Source organism: Alloalcanivorax dieselolei B5 (assembly GCF_000300005.1).
Classification (GTDB): Bacteria; Pseudomonadota; Gammaproteobacteria; order Pseudomonadales; family Alcanivoracaceae; genus Alloalcanivorax; species Alloalcanivorax dieselolei.
Window position 1 is genome coordinate 1,962,430 of the sequence record NC_018691.1, and the last position, 15,796, is coordinate 1,978,225.

Genomic DNA, 15,796 nt, shown 5'->3' on the forward strand with positions numbered 1-15,796 from the left:
GGCGTGGTTAAACGGATGCCGCATATTTGACGGTTTCGTGAAAGTTCGCCCATCTCCTTGATTTAGTTGATAATTGTTTCGAGACACCAATTCGTGCAGACACCGACGAGGCATTCCCCATGGAGTTCGTGACCACTTGCCTGCCGGGCCTGGCCCCGCTGCTGGCCGAGGAACTGGTGGAGCTGGGCATATCCGTAACAGAGACCGGTAACGCCCATGTCATCATCGACGGGCGTCAGGAAGACGGCTTGCGGGTGTGCCTGTGGTCACGCCTGGCGGAGCGTGTGCTGCTGCCGCTGGTGACCCTGGAAATCAGCGCCGAAGAAGCCCCGGAAGCGCTGGCGGCGGCGCTGGACTGGCCGGCCCTGGTGGCGGCTGGGGCGCCCTTGTTCCTCAATCTGGAGCACGGCAAGGGCGTACGCGGCGACAACCGCATCAGTACCCGGCGGCTGGCGCGGGCGCTGCCCCCGTCACTGCGTGTTTCGGACAGTGAACTGGGGGCGTGCTGCGTCCGCGGGCGTCTGGACGAGAATCAGGCTCATTTGTGGCTGGATCTGGCCGGCACACCGCTGCACCGGCGCGGCTATCGCCTGGCCGGTGGCCGCGCGCCGCTGCGCGAGAATCTGGCGGCGGGCGTACTGAGAGCCGGTGGCTGGCATCGCCAGGATCGTCCTTCCATGTTGCTGGATCCGTTCTGCGGTAGCGGCACCCTGTTGATCGAAGCGGCCTGGATGGCCGGCGGCGTGGCGCCCGGCGCCTTGCGTCAGGACTTCGGATTCATGGCCTGGCGCGGGTGCCGGCGGGCGCTGTGGGAAGGGCTGCGCGAAGAGGCCGCCGCCACCTTGCACGACCCGCTGCCATTGCCGCCGCTGAAGGGCTTCGACGTGGACAACCGGGCCATCCAGTACGCCATGGATAACGCCGAGCGAGCCGGGGTGCGCCGCTCGCTGCACCTGGAGCGGCGCGAGCTGGGTGCCCTGCGCCAGCGGGATCTGGGCGACACCGGACTGCTGGTGACCAACCCGCCCTGGGGCGAGCGTCTGGAGGAGCGGGAGCGTTCCGCCTGGCTGCACGCCGGTCTTGGCCGCCTGATGGGGCAAAGGGCCCCCAACTGGACCGCGGTGTTGCTGGGTACCGATGTCACCACTCTGGATCGTTGCGGCATGGAACTGCAAAGCCAGCACCGCTTGCTCAACGGGCCGCTGAAGAACTATATCCGCGTCTACCGGCCACGGCCGCCGGTGCCGGAATCGCCGCTGCGGGTGGCGCCGGAGCCCGGCTTCGCGCCGCCGGAAGGGGCGCTGCCGCTGCTGAACCGGCTGCGCAAGAACGGCAAACACCTGCGCCGCTGGCTGGAGCGCGAGGATATCCAGTCGTACCGCCTGTATGACCGTGATCTGCCGGAATTCAACGTGGCGGTGGATATTTATGGCGATCAGGCGCTGGTGCAGGAATTCAAGGCGCCGTCCTCGATTGATCCGGACAAGGCCAAGGAGCGCCGCCAGTGGGCGGTGAGCGCGGTGCGCTCGGCGCTGGCGGTGCATCGGGAGCAGGTTCATCTGCGCACCCGCGAGCGGCAGAAGGGGCACAGTCAGTATCAGAAGCTGGACAGCCGAGGCCAGTACAAGGTGGTACGCGAAGGGCGTGCCCATCTGCTGGTGAATCTCAATGACTATCTGGATACCGGCCTGTTCCTGGATCATCGGCCGATGCGGCTGCGGCTGGCGCAGGAGTCCGCCGGCAAGCGTGTCCTGAATCTGTTCGCCTACACCGGTGCCGCCAGTGTTCACGCTCTGGTGGGCGGCGCCCGCCGGGTGGTGACGGTGGACGCCTCGCGCCGTTATCTGGACTGGGCCGCCTGTAACCTGGCCTTGAACGGCTTTTCCAGTGACGCTCACCCGCTGGAGCGGGCGGATGTAATGAGCTGGCTGGAAACCTGCCGCGAACAGTTCGATGTGGTGTTCTGTGATCCGCCCACGTTTTCCAATAACAAAAGCCGCCAGGACTTCGTGGTCCAGGAGCATCACGGCGAATTGATCCGCCGTATTCTCAAACGGCTCGAGCCCGGTGGTGTCTTGTACTTCTCCTGCAACTTCCGCCGTTTCGAGCTGGATGAAAGCATTCGTCGCTGGTACCAGGTGGAAGACCTTACCCAATGGAGCACCCCGGAGGACTTCCGCCGCCACGGGCTGCATCGTTGCTTCGCCATCCGTCACGGGGAAACGCCATGACCGTCAAGCTTTACACCACCTTGGGATGCCATTTGTGCGAGCGGGCCCGGGACATGCTGTTGACCGTGGATCCGGTGCTGGCCATCGAGGCCGTCGACATCGCCGAGGACGACGATTTGATCGCCCGGTACGGTGAGCGGATCCCGGTCTTGCGCCGGGGGGATCAGGAACTGGCCTGGCCATTCGGACTGCTGGACGTGCGTGCGTTTCTGATGGGGGAACGGCTGGCCTGAGGGGGCTTGGAGAAATGAATTCGGAGAGTGCTACAAGGCCGCTGTAGGAGCTTGCCTTGCAAGCGAATTGGATTTTGATTTAAGCCCCCACGGCGGCTACTAGGCCGCCGGCCAATCCCGCTGCAAAAACGCCAGAGTATTGGCCAGGGTTTGCTGGGCCAGGGCTTGCGTCGTTTCGCCCCGCAGGGTCGCCACCCGTTCGCCGATCCAGGGCAGCAGGCAGGGTTCATTGCGTCGTTTTTTCGCCGGAGGCTCCGGCAGGTCCCGTGGCAACAGGTAAGGCGCGTCGGTTTCCAGCAGCAGCCGGTTGCCGGGAATGTGCGGCACCAGTTCGGCCAGTTCCCGGCCGCGCCGTTCGTCGCAGACCCAGCCGGTGATGCCGATGAAGCAATCCAGGTCCAGGTAGTCGAACAGGGGCCGGCGCTGGTCGGTGAAACAGTGCACCACGACAGCGGGCAAACGGTCCCGCCAGGCCTTGAGCATCGGCAGGAAGCGATCATGGGCGTCCCGCTGATGCAAAAACACCGGCTTGTTCAGCCCGGCGGCCAGTGCCAGCTGCGCTTCGAACGCTTTTTCCTGATCCGGGCGCGGGGAGAAATCCCGATTAAAGTCCAGGCCCATCTCGCCAGCCGCCGCCACCGCCGGTTGCTCCAGCAGTTCCCGTAATTCCGACAGGACCTCGTCGTTACAGAAGCGGGCACTATGCGGGTGCAGGCCGGCGGTACAGAGCAGGCCCTGATCGGGGTAGCGTTGGCACAGCGCCAGCGCTTGCCGGGATTCCTCGACGTTGGTGCCGGTCAGCAGCAGGCGGTTGACGCCGGCCTGCCGGGCCCGTTGTAGTACCGCTTCACGGTCGTCAGCGAACTGGCGATCGGTGAGGTTGACGCCGATGTCCGCCCATTCACACTCAGTGGATCCCGGCATGCTCATCCGGCGCCTTGCCCCTGAACCGGTGTCAGGTCGCCCAGCCGTTCCTCAAGCCGCTCACGCAGGTCCTCCACCCGGCGCCGGTTGGCGCCGAAATCGTAGTATCCGACCCGGGACGCGGAGCGCACTTCAATACCGCCATTCTCGTGCACATAGAAAGTGACGTCATCAACGAAGCGAAGCACGCGGCTGGTGAAACGGGCTTGCAAGCGGGCTGGCCCAACCTGCTCAAAACTGACACGGGGCAGGGTGGCCAGCACGTCGCTCAGCAGTTTGAGACTGCCGGCACGATCGGCGTAGCCGGGAAGAGGTTCCACCCGATGCCGTTCATCCGTGGCCAGGCTGGACACGCAATTGGGCGAGGACGGGCAGGGCGCTAGCAAACGGGTATCGTTCATGGCAAAGCTACTCAGCAATAACAAACCACAGGCACAGAGAACACGGCGGACATGCCGTGAGAGAACCCGTGATGCGCCCCCGGCGCTTGGCATCCGCTGGGACGCCCGACCCTCCCTGGCACGTCGACTGATGTCGCCGTTATCACTGTGCTTATCCTTGGTCCTGACCGTCCTGTTCATGGAGGCTCCGTCTCATGGTGCTTCCCATGGTGCCTCCATGGCGTCTACGGAAGGTCATGGCCTTTCATTCCCTGGCCATCAATGTGGCGACAACAGGACCACAGGTGCCATGGAGAAAACGCAAATGCGTGCGTAGTCTAACCGGCACTAATGCATTTTGTCTCTTCGGGGGCGACTTAATGCGAGTTCGGATCACGGATCAGGCCGACGAACACACCTTCGATGATCAGTTGATCCGCGGGCACCTGGATCGGTTCGTAGTCTTCGTTGGCCGGTAACAAAGTGGCGTCGGATTTGTTCAGCCGCAGTGTCTTCACCGTCACCTCCTCGCCGATACGGGCGACCACGATTTCACCGGAACGGGCCGTTTCGCTCTTGCGCACGGCGATCAGGTCGCCGTCGAAGATGCCGGCGTCGATCATGCTGTCCCCCTGCACCTTGAGCAGGTAGGTGGGCCGTTGACGAAACAGTCCGCGTGGCACCGGTACCGTGCGCTGCACGTTTTCCACCGCCTCGATCGGGGTGCCGGCGGCCACCTTGCCCACCACTGGCAATTCGTCCTCGTCGCCGAGAGCGGACTCCAAAAGCTGAATGCCGCGGGAGCGGTCGCTGTGCAGGCGGATATAGCCCTTGCGCTCCAGCGCCCGCAGGTGATCGGAGGCGGCGTTCTTGGACTGGAACCCCATGCGTTCGGCGATTTCCGCCCGGGTGGGGGCCATGCCGGTGTCCGCCTGTGAGTCACGGATGCAATCCAGCACCTGCTGCTGGCGGAGGGTCAGTTTGCTGCTCATGTCGGTCTCCTGTGGTGGCCGGGCGCGGCGGTATCCGGCTCGGATTGAGACGGTGCGGCGCCGCGGACGCCTGTTCCGTTCCGTCGCGAAACCCTGCGGCGACGGGAATGGAATACTGATAATACGAACAGTATAATATGTCCAGTGTTTTTGTCATCCCCGATGTTGTTGCAAGGCGCTCTCCGCTCGCCTTGCACGGCCATCCAAGCTAGGCTATGCGCTCGGCGCTTCCCGGGGGGGAGGCGTCATCGTGCCGCTGTATTCGCTGCTAAAGCCGCTTCCCGCGGAGGGGCTACGGAGCCACTGTGGGAGCTTGCCCTGCAAGCGAATAGCGCTGCATTCCAAGAATTCGCTTGCAGGGCAAGCTCCTACAGCAGCCATTTCAGCGAATGGTGGGGCTGCGGCGATTGGGGGAGAAATGAAGCAGGCCGAGTGGCAACGTTCTCAGCAGGCGCGGGTGGAGTCGTTACTTTCCGGCGTGCCGTTTTTCAATGAAGTGTCCCGTGACGATGCCGACCAGCGAGCCTTGCTGCTGGCCGGGACCCGGATTCTTGAAGCCGCGCCGGGCGAGGTGGTGATTCAGGCTGGAGCCGAGGCCCGCGGGCTCTATTTTTTGCTGCGTGGAGAGCTGTGGGTGCTTGGTGAGGGCACACCGCCGCCAGTGGTGTACCGGGTGTCTCCGGGGGAGGTGTTTGGCGCTTTGTCCCTGCTGCTGGCGACGCCGCGCAGCGCCACCTTGAAGGTGGCGGAAAAAGTGGCGGAGGGAGACCGGGCGAAACCGGCGGTGCTGGCGCGCTTGTCGTTCGCCGATTTCGATGAGCCGCGGGTGGCTCTGTTCAGTCTTGGAACGCGCCTGGCGCTGTTTCACATGCTGGTGCATCAGATTCGCTGGGCGGTGGAGGTGCAGCGTCTGGCGGCGCCGGACGCGGAATTGGAAGCGGCCCTGCGCAAGATCCCGGTTTATCACGGCGAGAAGGAAACCGCACAGGAACTGGCGGCGCTGCGTGAACAGGCGCGGGCGCTGGCGGCGCTGTTATGCCGCTGGAACGACCACCCTCGTGCCGGGCCGGCGATGACGTAACGGATCGACCCGGCCGGGCTGGTGGCCGGGCTGCCGCATGATTCGCGGACGGGTGAGGCGGGCCGGTGCCGTCAGTCCGATTTCTTGTCCTTGCGCTGGACTTTCACCGCCAGCACGTCGCAATGGGCGCCGGGTACCAGGCCTCGGGCAGTGGAGCCCAGCAGCAGAGCCAGGCCGCTGCGGGTGTGGCTGCCCACCACGATCAGATCCACGCCCAGGGCATCGGCCTTGTCGACGATGGTCTTTTCGATGGAACCCAGCTCCACGTGGATGCGATCCTCGCCGATCTGGTACTGGCGGGCGTATTCCAGTGCGGTTTCGCGGGCCTGCTTGACCAGACCGCTTTGCAGGTCGGTGACGTCCATGGGCACATCCGCCCCATAGGCCAGGGCCAGCGGCTCGATCACATGAATCAGATGCAGCTCGCCGGTGGCGTTACCTTCCAGCACCCCGGCGGCACGGCACAGGATGTCGGCGGACTCGTCACTGCAATCGATGGCGACAAGAATTCTTTGATACGGAGCAGTCACGGCGATCTCCCTCGAACGCTTTTCACCGAGTATAGCCCGCTCCCGGGAAGCGGTCGATTGATGCTGATCAAGGCCCGCCCGGCGGGCGATCCGGCCCGGGCGGGAAGGCCATGGGCAGGGCCCCCGGGAGGCACCGAAAAGGGATTGTGCCACCCCGAAGCTTGACCGGACGTTAGCGCCGCTGTCTAAATAGGCGCCCCTGAGGGCCCCCGAAACGGGGCCTGGACATCGTATCCGGCCGGGGAAGGCCGGATCGACCGACTTCTCGGTAATTCAGTAGTGGGTGACGAACGTAATGGGTAAGTCCCTGGTAATTGTGGAGTCGCCGGCCAAGGCGAAAACCATTAACCGCTATTTGGGCGATGACTTCATCGTCAAGTCCAGTGTGGGCCACGTGCGCGATCTGCCGGTCAGCGGCGGTGGCAAAAAGTCCACGCCCCAGGAACGGGCCAAGGAGGCGGCCTATACCCGTTCGCTGCCAAAGGAAGAGCGCGAGGCCTATAAAAAGAAGAAAGCGCAGTCTCAGCTGATCAACCGCATGGGGGTGGACCCGGAGCACGGTTGGAAGGCGCACTACGAGATCCTGCCCGGCAAGGAAAAGGTCATCGATGAACTCAAGCGCCTGGCCGTCAACGCCGAGCGCATCTATCTGGCCACTGACTTGGACCGCGAAGGGGAGGCCATTGCCTGGCACCTGCGTGAGGTGATCGGCGGCGACGATGAGCGCTTCGACCGGGTGGTGTTCAACGAGATCACCAAGAAAGCGATCCAGGCCGCCTTCCAGGAGCCGGGCAAGCTGGACATGAGCCGGGTGGAAGCCCAGCAGGCGCGCCGTTTCCTCGATCGGGTGGTGGGGTTCATGATCTCGCCGCTGCTGTGGGAAAAGATCGCCCGCGGCCTGTCCGCCGGCCGGGTGCAGTCGGTGGCGGTGGAACTGGTGGTGGAGCGCGAGCGGGAAATCCGTGCGTTCACCCCGGAGGAATTCTGGGAACTGCACGCCGACACCCACGACAGCAAGCAGAAAGCGGACGAACTGCGTCTGCAGGTGGCCCGCCACCAGGGCGAAAACTTCCGCCCGAACAACGGCGAGGATGCGGAGCGCCACCGCGAGGCCCTGCGCCGCGCCGGCCAGTTGACCATTTCCCAGCGCGAGGAGCGGCCGACCCGATCGAAACCCTCGGCGCCGTTTATTACCTCCACGCTGCAGCAGGCGGCGAGTACCCGTCTGGGCTTCGGGGTGAAGAAAACCATGATGATGGCCCAGCGTCTCTACGAGGCCGGCCATATCACCTACATGCGTACCGATTCCACCAACCTGAGCGCGGACGCGGTGACGGCGTGCCGGGCCTGGATCGACGACAAGCTGGGCGAGAAATATCTGCCGGCGAAACCGCTGTCCTATTCCAGCAAGGAAGGCGCGCAGGAAGCCCACGAAGCGATCCGGCCTTCCGACGTTAATCGCACCTCCGAGTCGCTCAAGGACATGGAGCGCGATGCCCAGCGCCTCTACGAATTGATCCGCCGTCAGTTCATCGCCTGCCAGATGCCGCCGGCGGAATACCTGAGCACCACGCTGACCGCCGAGGCGGACGGCTACGAACTCAAGGCCAAGGGCCGCATCATGAAGTTCGACGGCTGGACCCGGATCCTGCCGCCGGCGGCGCGCAAGGGGCAGGAAGACACGGTACTGCCGGACCTCAAGCAGGGCGACGTGCTGGTCATCGATCAGGTGGATGCGACCCAGCATTTCACCAAGCCGCCGGCCCGTTACACCGAGGCCAGCCTGGTCAAGGAACTGGAAAAACGCGGCATCGGCCGGCCGTCCACCTACGCCTCGATCATTTCCACGATCCAGGATCGCGGTTATGTGCGGCAGGAAAGCCGCCGCTTTTACGCGGAGAAAATGGGCGACATCGTCACCGATCGCCTGGTGGAAAATTTCCCCAACCTGATGGATTACAACTTCACCGCGCGGATGGAGGAAACCCTCGACGAGATCGCCGAGGGCAAACGTCACTGGCGCGATGTGCTCAACGATTTTTACCAGGATTTCCAGGCCAAGCTGGACGCCGCCCAAGGCGAGGGCAGTGGCAAGCAGGCCAAGGGCGGCATGCGCGCCAATCTGCCCACGGACACCGACATCGCCTGTCCCACCTGTGGCCGTCCGATGCAGATCCGGACCGGTTCCACCGGGGTCTTCCTGGGTTGCTCCGGTTACAGCCTGCCGCCCAAGGAGCGCTGCACCGCCACGCTCAATCTGCTTCCCGGCGAGGAGGCGGTGCGGGCCGACGATGACGAGGCGGAAACCCAGGAACTGCGCCGCAAGAAGCGTTGCCCCAAATGCGGCACGGCGATGGAATCCTTCCTCATCGACGAGAAGCGCAAGTTGCACGTCTGCGGTAACAACCCGGATTGCGACGGCTACGTGGTGGAGCAGGGCGAGTTCCGTATCAAGGGCTACGACGGTCCGACCCTGGAGTGTGAAAAGTGCGGCAGTGAGATGCAGCTGCGCACCGGCCGGTTCGGCAAGTTCTTCAAATGCACCAATGATGACTGTGGCAACACCCGCAAGCTGCTGAAGAACGGCGAACCGGCGCCGCCCCGCGCCGATCCGATCCCCATGCCGCATCTCAAGTGCGAGAAAGTGGACGATCACTACCTGCTGCGCGACGGTGCTTCCGGCCTGTTCCTGGCCGCCAGCAAGTTCCCCAAGAACCGGGAAACGCGGGCGCCGCTGGTGGAGGAGATCCAGTCCGTGGCGGAGCAACTGGACCCCAAACACCGTTATCTCGCGCAAGCGCCCGGCGAGGACGCCGAGGGCCGCAAGGCGATACTGCGCTACAGCCGCAAGGCCAAGGAGCAGTATGTGATGACCGAGGAAGAGGGCAAGCCCACCGGCTGGTATGCCTTCTATCGGGACGGCAAGTGGGAAGTGGAAGAGAAGAAAGCCGCACCGAAGAAAAAGGCGGCGGCGAAGAAGAAAACCGCCGCCAGGAAGAAGGCCGCCGCTCGCCGGTCCTGAACCGCGAATAGCCGGAGATAACCATGTCCCGAATGGTGCGGGAAAACGAAATCAGCGGCCTGCGTGAGCGGCTGTTCTTCGCCCGCGACTTGCTCAAGACACTGCGGGCCGAGGCCGGCAGTCCGATGGGGCACCGTCTGGCGCTGCGCGGCGCGGTGGTGTTTCATCTCTACTCGGTGCTGGTGGGCATGGCGCGGCAGTCCGCCAAGTCCTACCAGGTGCCCGGTTACGATGACCTGATCAGTCTCGCCGCCCTGGAGCGGGCCTTCGCCGATACCGGTGTCCGCGCCCCGGAAATGCAACTGCTGATCCAGGCGCGGCAGGATCGCTCCGATCCGGTATGCTGGCTGGATCTGGAGCTGCGCGCGGCGGTGGGCGCCGCCGGTCTGGCGCGCCGGGCCACGCCTCCCGGTGATACCAACGCCCTGGCTCTGCGCGCCGAGGATCCTTATGCGCCCTTGGCCGATGGTGACCTGGAGCGTTTGCAAAAGGCGGCCGACCGGGTGGAGGAATTGCTCGGTTTGTTCGGTACTTATATGGACGAATGGTAAGCGGGGAGCGCCATGCTGTTACTGATCATCTTCGCCGCCGTCGCTTTGGGGTTCTCGTTCCTCTGCTCGATTCTGGAAGCCGCTCTGTTGTCCATTACGCCCAGCTATATCGCCGGTCTCAAGGACGACAACCCCAAGCTGTTTGAACGCCTGCGGCACCTCAAGGACGATATCGACGACCCACTGGCGGCCATTCTCACGCTCAATACCATCGCCCATACCGCCGGCGCCACCGGGGTCGGCGCCCAGGTGGCGGTGCTGTTCGGGGAAACCTGGCTGGGGGTGGCCTCGGCGGTCATGACCCTGGCCATCCTGATCGTCTCCGAGATTATTCCGAAGACCATCGGCGCCAAATTCTGGCGTGCCCTGGCGCCGCTGCTGCCGCCGGTGCTCAATGTCATGATCTGGGTGCTCAAGCCGTTCGTGTGGTTATCGAAAATGATCACCCGGCGGATCGGCGACGGCGAGCCGGATACCGACATCAGGGCGGAGTTGAAGGCGATGGCGTCCATCGGCCACGAACAGCAGGCGCTGGATGAGGGTGAGCGCCGGGTCATCGCCAATATTCTCAGTCTCCATGAAATCAGGGTCGACAAGGTGATGACCCCGCGCACGGTGGTGGAATCGCTGCGCCCGGAACAGACCGTGGCCGAGGTGCGCCATCACCTGGTGTCCACGCCTTTTTCCCGTTATCCGGTGCTCAATGACAAGGACGAAGCGGTTGGCTATGTGCACAAAAGCGACCTGCTGGAAGTGGCGGACGAGCGCACCGTGGGCGAGCTGGCCCGTGCCATGGCCTTGTTCCGCACCGACACCAATATCGAGGCGGTGTTTGGTGAGATGCTGCGTGACCGGCAACACCTGGGCCTGGTCTACGACGATCTGGGAACCTGGGTGGGTCTGGTCACCATGGAAGACATCATTGAAACCATCCTCGGCCAGGAGATCATGGACGAAACCGACAATGTGGCCAATTTGCGCCACTATGCCCGCCAGCGCTGGAGCCGCAAACTCAAACGCAAGGGCGCCCCGGAATAGCGGTCCCTGCTTGACGCTGATCGCCGCCAAACGTATGTTTCAAACGTTTGCTTCGATCCTGGCAGGTTCCCATGTCCCAATCCGATACCGTTCGCCGCATCCTCGACACGGCGGAAGTGTTGTTTGCCCAGAAGGGGTTCGCGGAAACCAGCCTGCGCGCCATTACCGGCAAGGCCGGTGTCAATCTGGCGGCGGTGAACTACCATTTCGGCTCCAAGGAAGCACTGATTCAGGCGGTGTTCGAGCGCTATTTGACGCCGTTCTGCCAGGCGCTGTCGGTCAAATTGCGGGAGCTGGAACTGGACGACGATCCGCTCAGTCTGGAGCGGCTGTTGACCGTGGCGTCGCGGCTGGCGCTGGGTTCCGGCACCGAGGAGCCGCGCCGCGCCATGATCTTCTTCCGCCTCGCCGGCCAGGCCTATAGCCAGCCCCAGGATCATCTGCGCGCCTATCTGCGCAAGCATTACGGCGATGTCTTCAACCAGTTCACCACCTTGCTGCGCCGCACCGCGCCGGATGTGCCGCCGGTGGAGCTGTTCTGGCGCGTGCACTTCAGTCTGGGAGCGGTGATCTTCACGCTCTCCGGCATGGAGTCCTTGCAGACGATCAGCAAGAAGGATTTCAACCGCTCGGTGTCCGCCAGCGACATCGCCCAGCACCTGCTGCCCTTCGTGGTGGGCGGGATAAAAGGCAACTGAAAAGACAGTTGATAGTTGACAGTTGATAGTTGACAGTTAAAACCGAAAAGACAACCCCGTGGACCTGTGTCCTGGATCGTTTTTTTGATTTTCGCTGTCAACTGTCCACTATCAACTGTCAACTTCCCCTTGTTGGTCCTATGCACATCACTATTTCCCTTGCCGATCAGACCCTGACCCTCGATGGCGCCGGCCAGCGTCGTTATCCGGTTTCCACCGCGGCGGTCGGCGCCGATGAGCGCAGCGGCAGTAACGGCACGCCCCGTGGGGAACATCTGGTCCGTGCCCGTATCGGCGAGGGGCTTCCCGTGGGCGCGGTGTTTCGCGGGCGCCGCTTCAGCGGCGAGATCCTGACGCCGGAACAGGCCGCGGCGGAGCCTGAACGGGACTGGATACTCAGCCGGATCCTCTGGCTCGGTGGGCTGGAAGCGGGTAAAAACCAGGGCGGTGACGTGGATAGTTTCCGGCGCTTTATTTATATTCACGGCACGCCGGACCACGAGCCCATGGGGCAACCCGCCTCCCACGGTTGTATCCGCATGCGTAACGCCGACGTCATCGATTTGTTCGACCGCGTGCCATTGGGGTGCGCGGTCTCCATCACCGAGTAATCACATGAATCAGGCCAATAACACCCAGCCTCTGCTGATGCTGGATCTGGAAGGCGTCGCGCTCACCAGTGAGGAGCGCGATTTACTCGTTCATCCCGCCGTCGGCGGGGTGATTTTGTTCAGCCGTAATTATCAGGACCCGCTGCAAGTGCGCGATCTGGTGGCGTCCATGCGGGCGCTGCGGCCGGAATTGCTGATCGCCGTGGACCAGGAAGGCGGGCGAGTGCAGCGCCTGCGCGAGGGTTTTACCCGGCTGCCGCCGATGGCCAGTCTCGGCCGTTTGTACCTGAAGAATGCCGAGGAGGGGCGCCAGGCGGCGGAACTGTTGGGCGAATTGATGGCCGACGAAGTGCGCGCCGTGGATATCGACATCAGCTTCGCCCCGGTACTGGACCTGGACTATCAGCGCAATTCAATGATCGGCGATCGTTGTTTCAGCGATGATGTGGACACCCTGATCACCCTGGCGGATGCCTTCCTGGACGGTATGCAGAGGTCGGGCATGTGCGCCACCGGCAAGCATTTTCCCGGTCACGGTCATGTGCAGGCGGACTCCCACCTGGAACTGCCGGAAGATCCGCGTGGTCTGTCAGAGATGGACGCCGATCTGGCTCCGTTCCGGGCCTTGGCCTCACGCCTGGACGGCATCATGCCGGGCCATGTGCGCTATCCGGCCATGGATGCCCAGCCCGCCGGATTTTCCCACTATTGGTTGCAGAAGGTGCTGCGCGAGGAGCTGGGTTTCCGTGGCGTGATCTTCTCTGATGACCTGACCATGGCCGGCGCCGCCGCCGCCGGGGATTACGCACAGCGGGCGGAGGTGGCACTGAACGCCGGTTGCGACATGGTGCTGGTGTGCAACGATCGCGCCGGTGCCCTCACGGTGCTGTCCTGGCTGGAGCAGCAATCGCTGCCGAAAGTAGTACCGGCCAGCGCCCTGCGGGCGCGCCCACGCCGGCCCATGAGCCCGGTCCGCCGCCAGCGGGCCTGTGACCTTGCCGAACAATTGTCAGGAGAAAGCGCATGAATTGGGAGGCCCTGCTGAACTGGAACCTGTTGCTCCAGTGGCCCGGCCCGGAAACACAGACGATCATCTGGCTGACGCAGGTGTTCGTGGTGGTATTTTGCACCGTATCGCTGAACTTCATGATGATGCGGGTGCTGGACATCCTCACCGTGCTGGGCAAGAAGACCGCCAGCACATGGGACGACGTGCTGATCGAGGCGTTGCGGCTGCCGTTACGGCTGGTGACCTGGGTCGTTGGCTTGTCGGTGGCGGCGGAGATGCTTTATGACGTTTCCGAAAGCGCCTTGTTCGAGCATGTGGGCATGGTCCGCCGGGTGGCGTTCATCGCCATCATCGCCATGTTTTTCAATCGCCTGATCACCGGCGTCGAGCGTAACCTGACCGATCCCGGCCGGATGAAGAAACCCATGGACAGCACCACCGCGGCGGCGGTGTCCAAGTTGCTGCGAGTGTCGGTGATCATCACCTCGGTGCTGATCATCTTGCAGGCGCTGGGCTACAGCGTATCCGGGGTGCTTGCCTTCGGCGGTATCGGCGGTATGGCGGTGGCCTTCGCCGCCAAGGATCTGCTCGCCAACTTTTTCGGCGGCATGATGATTTACATGGACAAGCCCTTCAAAGTGGGGGAGTGGGTACGCTCGCCGGACCGGACCATCGAAGGGACGGTGGAACACATCGGTTGGCGGCTGACTCGCATCCGCACCTTCGATCAGCGGCCGCTGTACATTCCCAACTCGTTGTTCACCACCATCGTGCTGGAGAACCCGGCGCGCATGTTCAACCGGCGGATCAACGAGAAGATCGGTATCCGCTATCAGGACTGGCGGAAAATGCCGGCGATTGTCGCCGAGGTCCGGCAAATGCTGATCGATCACGATGACATCGAAACCGACGCCCGTACTCTGATCGTCAATTTCGATACCTATGGCGCTTCGCACATCGAATTCTTCATCTATACCTTCACCAAAACCACCAACTGGGTGCGTTTCCATGAGATCAAGCAGGATGTGCTGATGAAGATCATGGAGATCGTCGAGCAGCATGACGCCGAGTTCGCCTTCCCGACCCGTACTCTGCACATGGTCAGCGATGACGATCAACAGGATACCCCGTCGGCGCCGGCTGCCGAGGAGGCACAGCATGCCCATCGCGGATGAGGTAAAGCAGGAGTTGATGCAGGTGCGCCGCGATGCGCGCCAGCTCTACTCCCAGGATCAGGTGGAAGCGGCCATCGCCAAACTGGCGATTCAGCTTACCGAGGACTGCAGCGAGCGTTTTCCGTTGTTCGTCACCATCATGAACGGCGGCATGATCTTCGCCGGGCATTTGCTTACGCGGCTGGATTTCCCGCTGGAAATGGACTATCTGCACGCTTCCCGTTACCTGGGAGACACCCAGGGCGGGGAGGTGGAATGGATCGTCACTCCGGGCGCCAGTTTGTCCGGCCGCGACGTGATCATCCTCGACGATATTCTTGATGTCGGCTCCACCTTGCTGGCGATCGTCGATGCCTGCTACGCCCAGGGGGCCAATAATGTGAAAACCTGCGTGCTGGTGGACAAGGTGCACGACCGCAAGGCGCGGCCGGGTCTGAAAGCCGATTACACCGCGCTGGAGGCCGAGGATTTTTACTTGTTCGGCATGGGCATGGACTACAAAGGCTATTGGCGTAACGCCCCCGGCATCTTCGCCGTGGAAGAATAAGGAACAGTGATGCTGGCATTCATTGGCGGTACCGGCCTGACGCGCATGGACAACCTGCGTATCACCGGCAGCCGGACCCAGACCACCCGTTTCGGCGACCCTTCGGCGCCGGTGGTGGAAGGGCAGCTCAACGGTCGTCAGGTGCTGTTCCTGGCCCGTCATGGGGATCCTCATGCGTTGCTGCCACACCAGGTCAACTATAGGGCCAATATGGTGGCGCTGAAGGACGCCGGCGCCAGCGCCATTGTCGCCGTCAACGCGGTGGGCGGAATCACCGACCAAGCGCCCACCGGTGCGCTGGTACTGGCGGATCAGATCATCGATTACACCCACGGCCGTGACATGACGCTGTTCGATGATCCGGACCAGCCGCTGGTGCACGTGGATTTCAGCTGGCCCTTTGATGCCGCCCTGCGCGCCGCGCTCAAGGAGCGGCTTGCCGTCAGTGGCCTGGCCTGGACGGACGGCGGTTGCTATGGCGCCACCCAGGGACCGAGGTTGGAAACCGCGGCGGAGATTCTGCGTATGGAGCGCGACGGCTGTGACGTGGTCGGCATGACCGGCATGCCGGAAGCCGTTCTGGCCCGGGAACTGGATATTCCCTATGCCATGCTGTCCCTGGTGGTGAACCCCGGTGCCGGCAAATCCGACCGCGAGATCACCATGGCCGAGATCGAAGCCGTGATCCACGATGGCATGGCTGGCGTATGTCGGGTGCTGGCGGATCTGGCCGGGCATTGGTAGGCCATGTTGTGGAGAGTTGACAGTTGATAG

The 15,796-nt window shown here is 63.2% G+C and carries 16 protein-coding genes; 12 read left to right on the top strand and 4 right to left on the bottom strand.

From position 1 onward, the window contains the following. Positions 1–119 precede the first annotated feature (119 nt). Positions 120–2,231 (top strand): bifunctional 23S rRNA (guanine(2069)-N(7))-methyltransferase RlmK/23S rRNA (guanine(2445)-N(2))-methyltransferase RlmL, encoded by a 2,112-nt coding sequence (gene rlmKL / locus B5T_RS08895; RefSeq protein WP_014994160.1) that lies wholly within the window; start codon positions 120–122, stop codon positions 2,229–2,231. Then, positions 2,228–2,464 (top strand): glutaredoxin family protein, encoded by a 237-nt coding sequence (locus tag B5T_RS08900; RefSeq protein ID WP_014994161.1) that lies wholly within the window; start codon positions 2,228–2,230, stop codon positions 2,462–2,464. The genes rlmKL and B5T_RS08900 overlap by 4 nt, the downstream gene beginning before the upstream one ends. A gap of 99 nt (positions 2,465–2,563) precedes the next feature. Here B5T_RS08900 and B5T_RS08905 read toward each other — a convergent pair whose 3' ends face one another. The 3 genes from B5T_RS08905 to lexA form a co-directional block, all read right to left on the bottom strand. Then, positions 2,564–3,388 carry a TatD family hydrolase gene (locus tag B5T_RS08905; protein ID WP_041716959.1) on the bottom strand — a complete coding sequence of 275 codons (825 nt, stop codon included), beginning with the start codon at positions 3,386–3,388 and terminating at the stop codon, positions 2,564–2,566. A gap of 2 nt (positions 3,389–3,390) precedes the next feature. Then, positions 3,391–3,789 carry a DUF1499 domain-containing protein gene (locus B5T_RS08910; protein ID WP_014994163.1) on the bottom strand — a complete coding sequence of 133 codons (399 nt, stop codon included), beginning with the start codon at positions 3,787–3,789 and terminating at the stop codon, positions 3,391–3,393. Between the two features lie 356 nt (positions 3,790–4,145). Further along, entirely contained in the window at positions 4,146–4,760 is a 615-nt protein-coding gene (gene lexA / locus B5T_RS08915) for a transcriptional repressor LexA (RefSeq protein WP_014994164.1), read from the bottom strand. A 418-nt stretch (positions 4,761–5,178) separates the two neighbouring features. Between lexA and B5T_RS08920 the strand changes: the two genes are divergently transcribed. Next, positions 5,179–5,841, top strand: a complete 663-nt coding sequence (locus tag B5T_RS08920; protein ID WP_014994165.1) for a cyclic nucleotide-binding domain-containing protein — start codon at positions 5,179–5,181, stop codon at positions 5,839–5,841. A 71-nt stretch (positions 5,842–5,912) separates the two neighbouring features. On the opposite strand, the gene B5T_RS08925 is transcribed toward B5T_RS08920, so the two are convergent. Further along, positions 5,913–6,371 carry a universal stress protein gene (locus B5T_RS08925; protein ID WP_014994166.1) on the bottom strand — a complete coding sequence of 153 codons (459 nt, stop codon included), beginning with the start codon at positions 6,369–6,371 and terminating at the stop codon, positions 5,913–5,915. Positions 6,372–6,666: 295 nt separating this feature from the next. Here B5T_RS08925 and topA point away from each other — a divergent pair, with 295 nt between their 5' ends. The 9 genes from topA to B5T_RS08970 all read left to right on the top strand — a co-directional run bounded on the left by topA (position 6,667) and on the right by B5T_RS08970 (position 15,766). Then, complete coding sequence (gene topA, locus B5T_RS08930; protein WP_014994167.1) at positions 6,667–9,393, top strand: type I DNA topoisomerase; 2,727 nt, start codon at positions 6,667–6,669, stop codon at positions 9,391–9,393. A gap of 23 nt (positions 9,394–9,416) precedes the next feature. Continuing rightward, positions 9,417–9,944 (top strand): hypothetical protein, encoded by a 528-nt coding sequence (locus tag B5T_RS08935; RefSeq protein ID WP_014994168.1) that lies wholly within the window; start codon positions 9,417–9,419, stop codon positions 9,942–9,944. Between the two features lie 12 nt (positions 9,945–9,956). Beyond that, positions 9,957–10,982 carry a CNNM domain-containing protein gene (locus B5T_RS08940; protein ID WP_014994169.1) on the top strand — a complete coding sequence of 342 codons (1,026 nt, stop codon included), beginning with the start codon at positions 9,957–9,959 and terminating at the stop codon, positions 10,980–10,982. 71 nt (positions 10,983–11,053) lie between these two features. Beyond that, the gene (locus B5T_RS08945) at positions 11,054–11,680 is read left to right on the top strand and encodes a TetR/AcrR family transcriptional regulator (protein ID WP_014994170.1); all 627 of its coding nucleotides are present in this window, start codon (positions 11,054–11,056) and stop codon (positions 11,678–11,680) included. A gap of 140 nt (positions 11,681–11,820) precedes the next feature. Further along, complete coding sequence (locus B5T_RS08950) at positions 11,821–12,291, top strand: L,D-transpeptidase (RefSeq protein ID WP_014994171.1); 471 nt, start codon at positions 11,821–11,823, stop codon at positions 12,289–12,291. A gap of 4 nt (positions 12,292–12,295) precedes the next feature. Further along, positions 12,296–13,318, top strand: a complete 1,023-nt coding sequence (nagZ, locus tag B5T_RS08955; RefSeq protein WP_014994172.1) for a beta-N-acetylhexosaminidase — start codon at positions 12,296–12,298, stop codon at positions 13,316–13,318. Then, a complete protein-coding gene (locus B5T_RS08960) occupies positions 13,315–14,475 on the top strand; it encodes a mechanosensitive ion channel family protein (RefSeq protein ID WP_014994173.1) in 1,161 nt (386 codons plus the stop codon). The genes nagZ and B5T_RS08960 overlap by 4 nt, the downstream gene beginning before the upstream one ends. Then, a complete protein-coding gene (locus B5T_RS08965; RefSeq protein ID WP_014994174.1) occupies positions 14,459–15,022 on the top strand; it encodes a hypoxanthine-guanine phosphoribosyltransferase in 564 nt (187 codons plus the stop codon). Before B5T_RS08960 ends, B5T_RS08965 begins: the two co-directional genes overlap by 17 nt. Before the next feature lie 9 nt (positions 15,023–15,031). After that, a complete protein-coding gene (locus B5T_RS08970) occupies positions 15,032–15,766 on the top strand; it encodes an S-methyl-5'-thioinosine phosphorylase (protein WP_014994175.1) in 735 nt (244 codons plus the stop codon). Positions 15,767–15,796 lie beyond the last annotated feature (30 nt).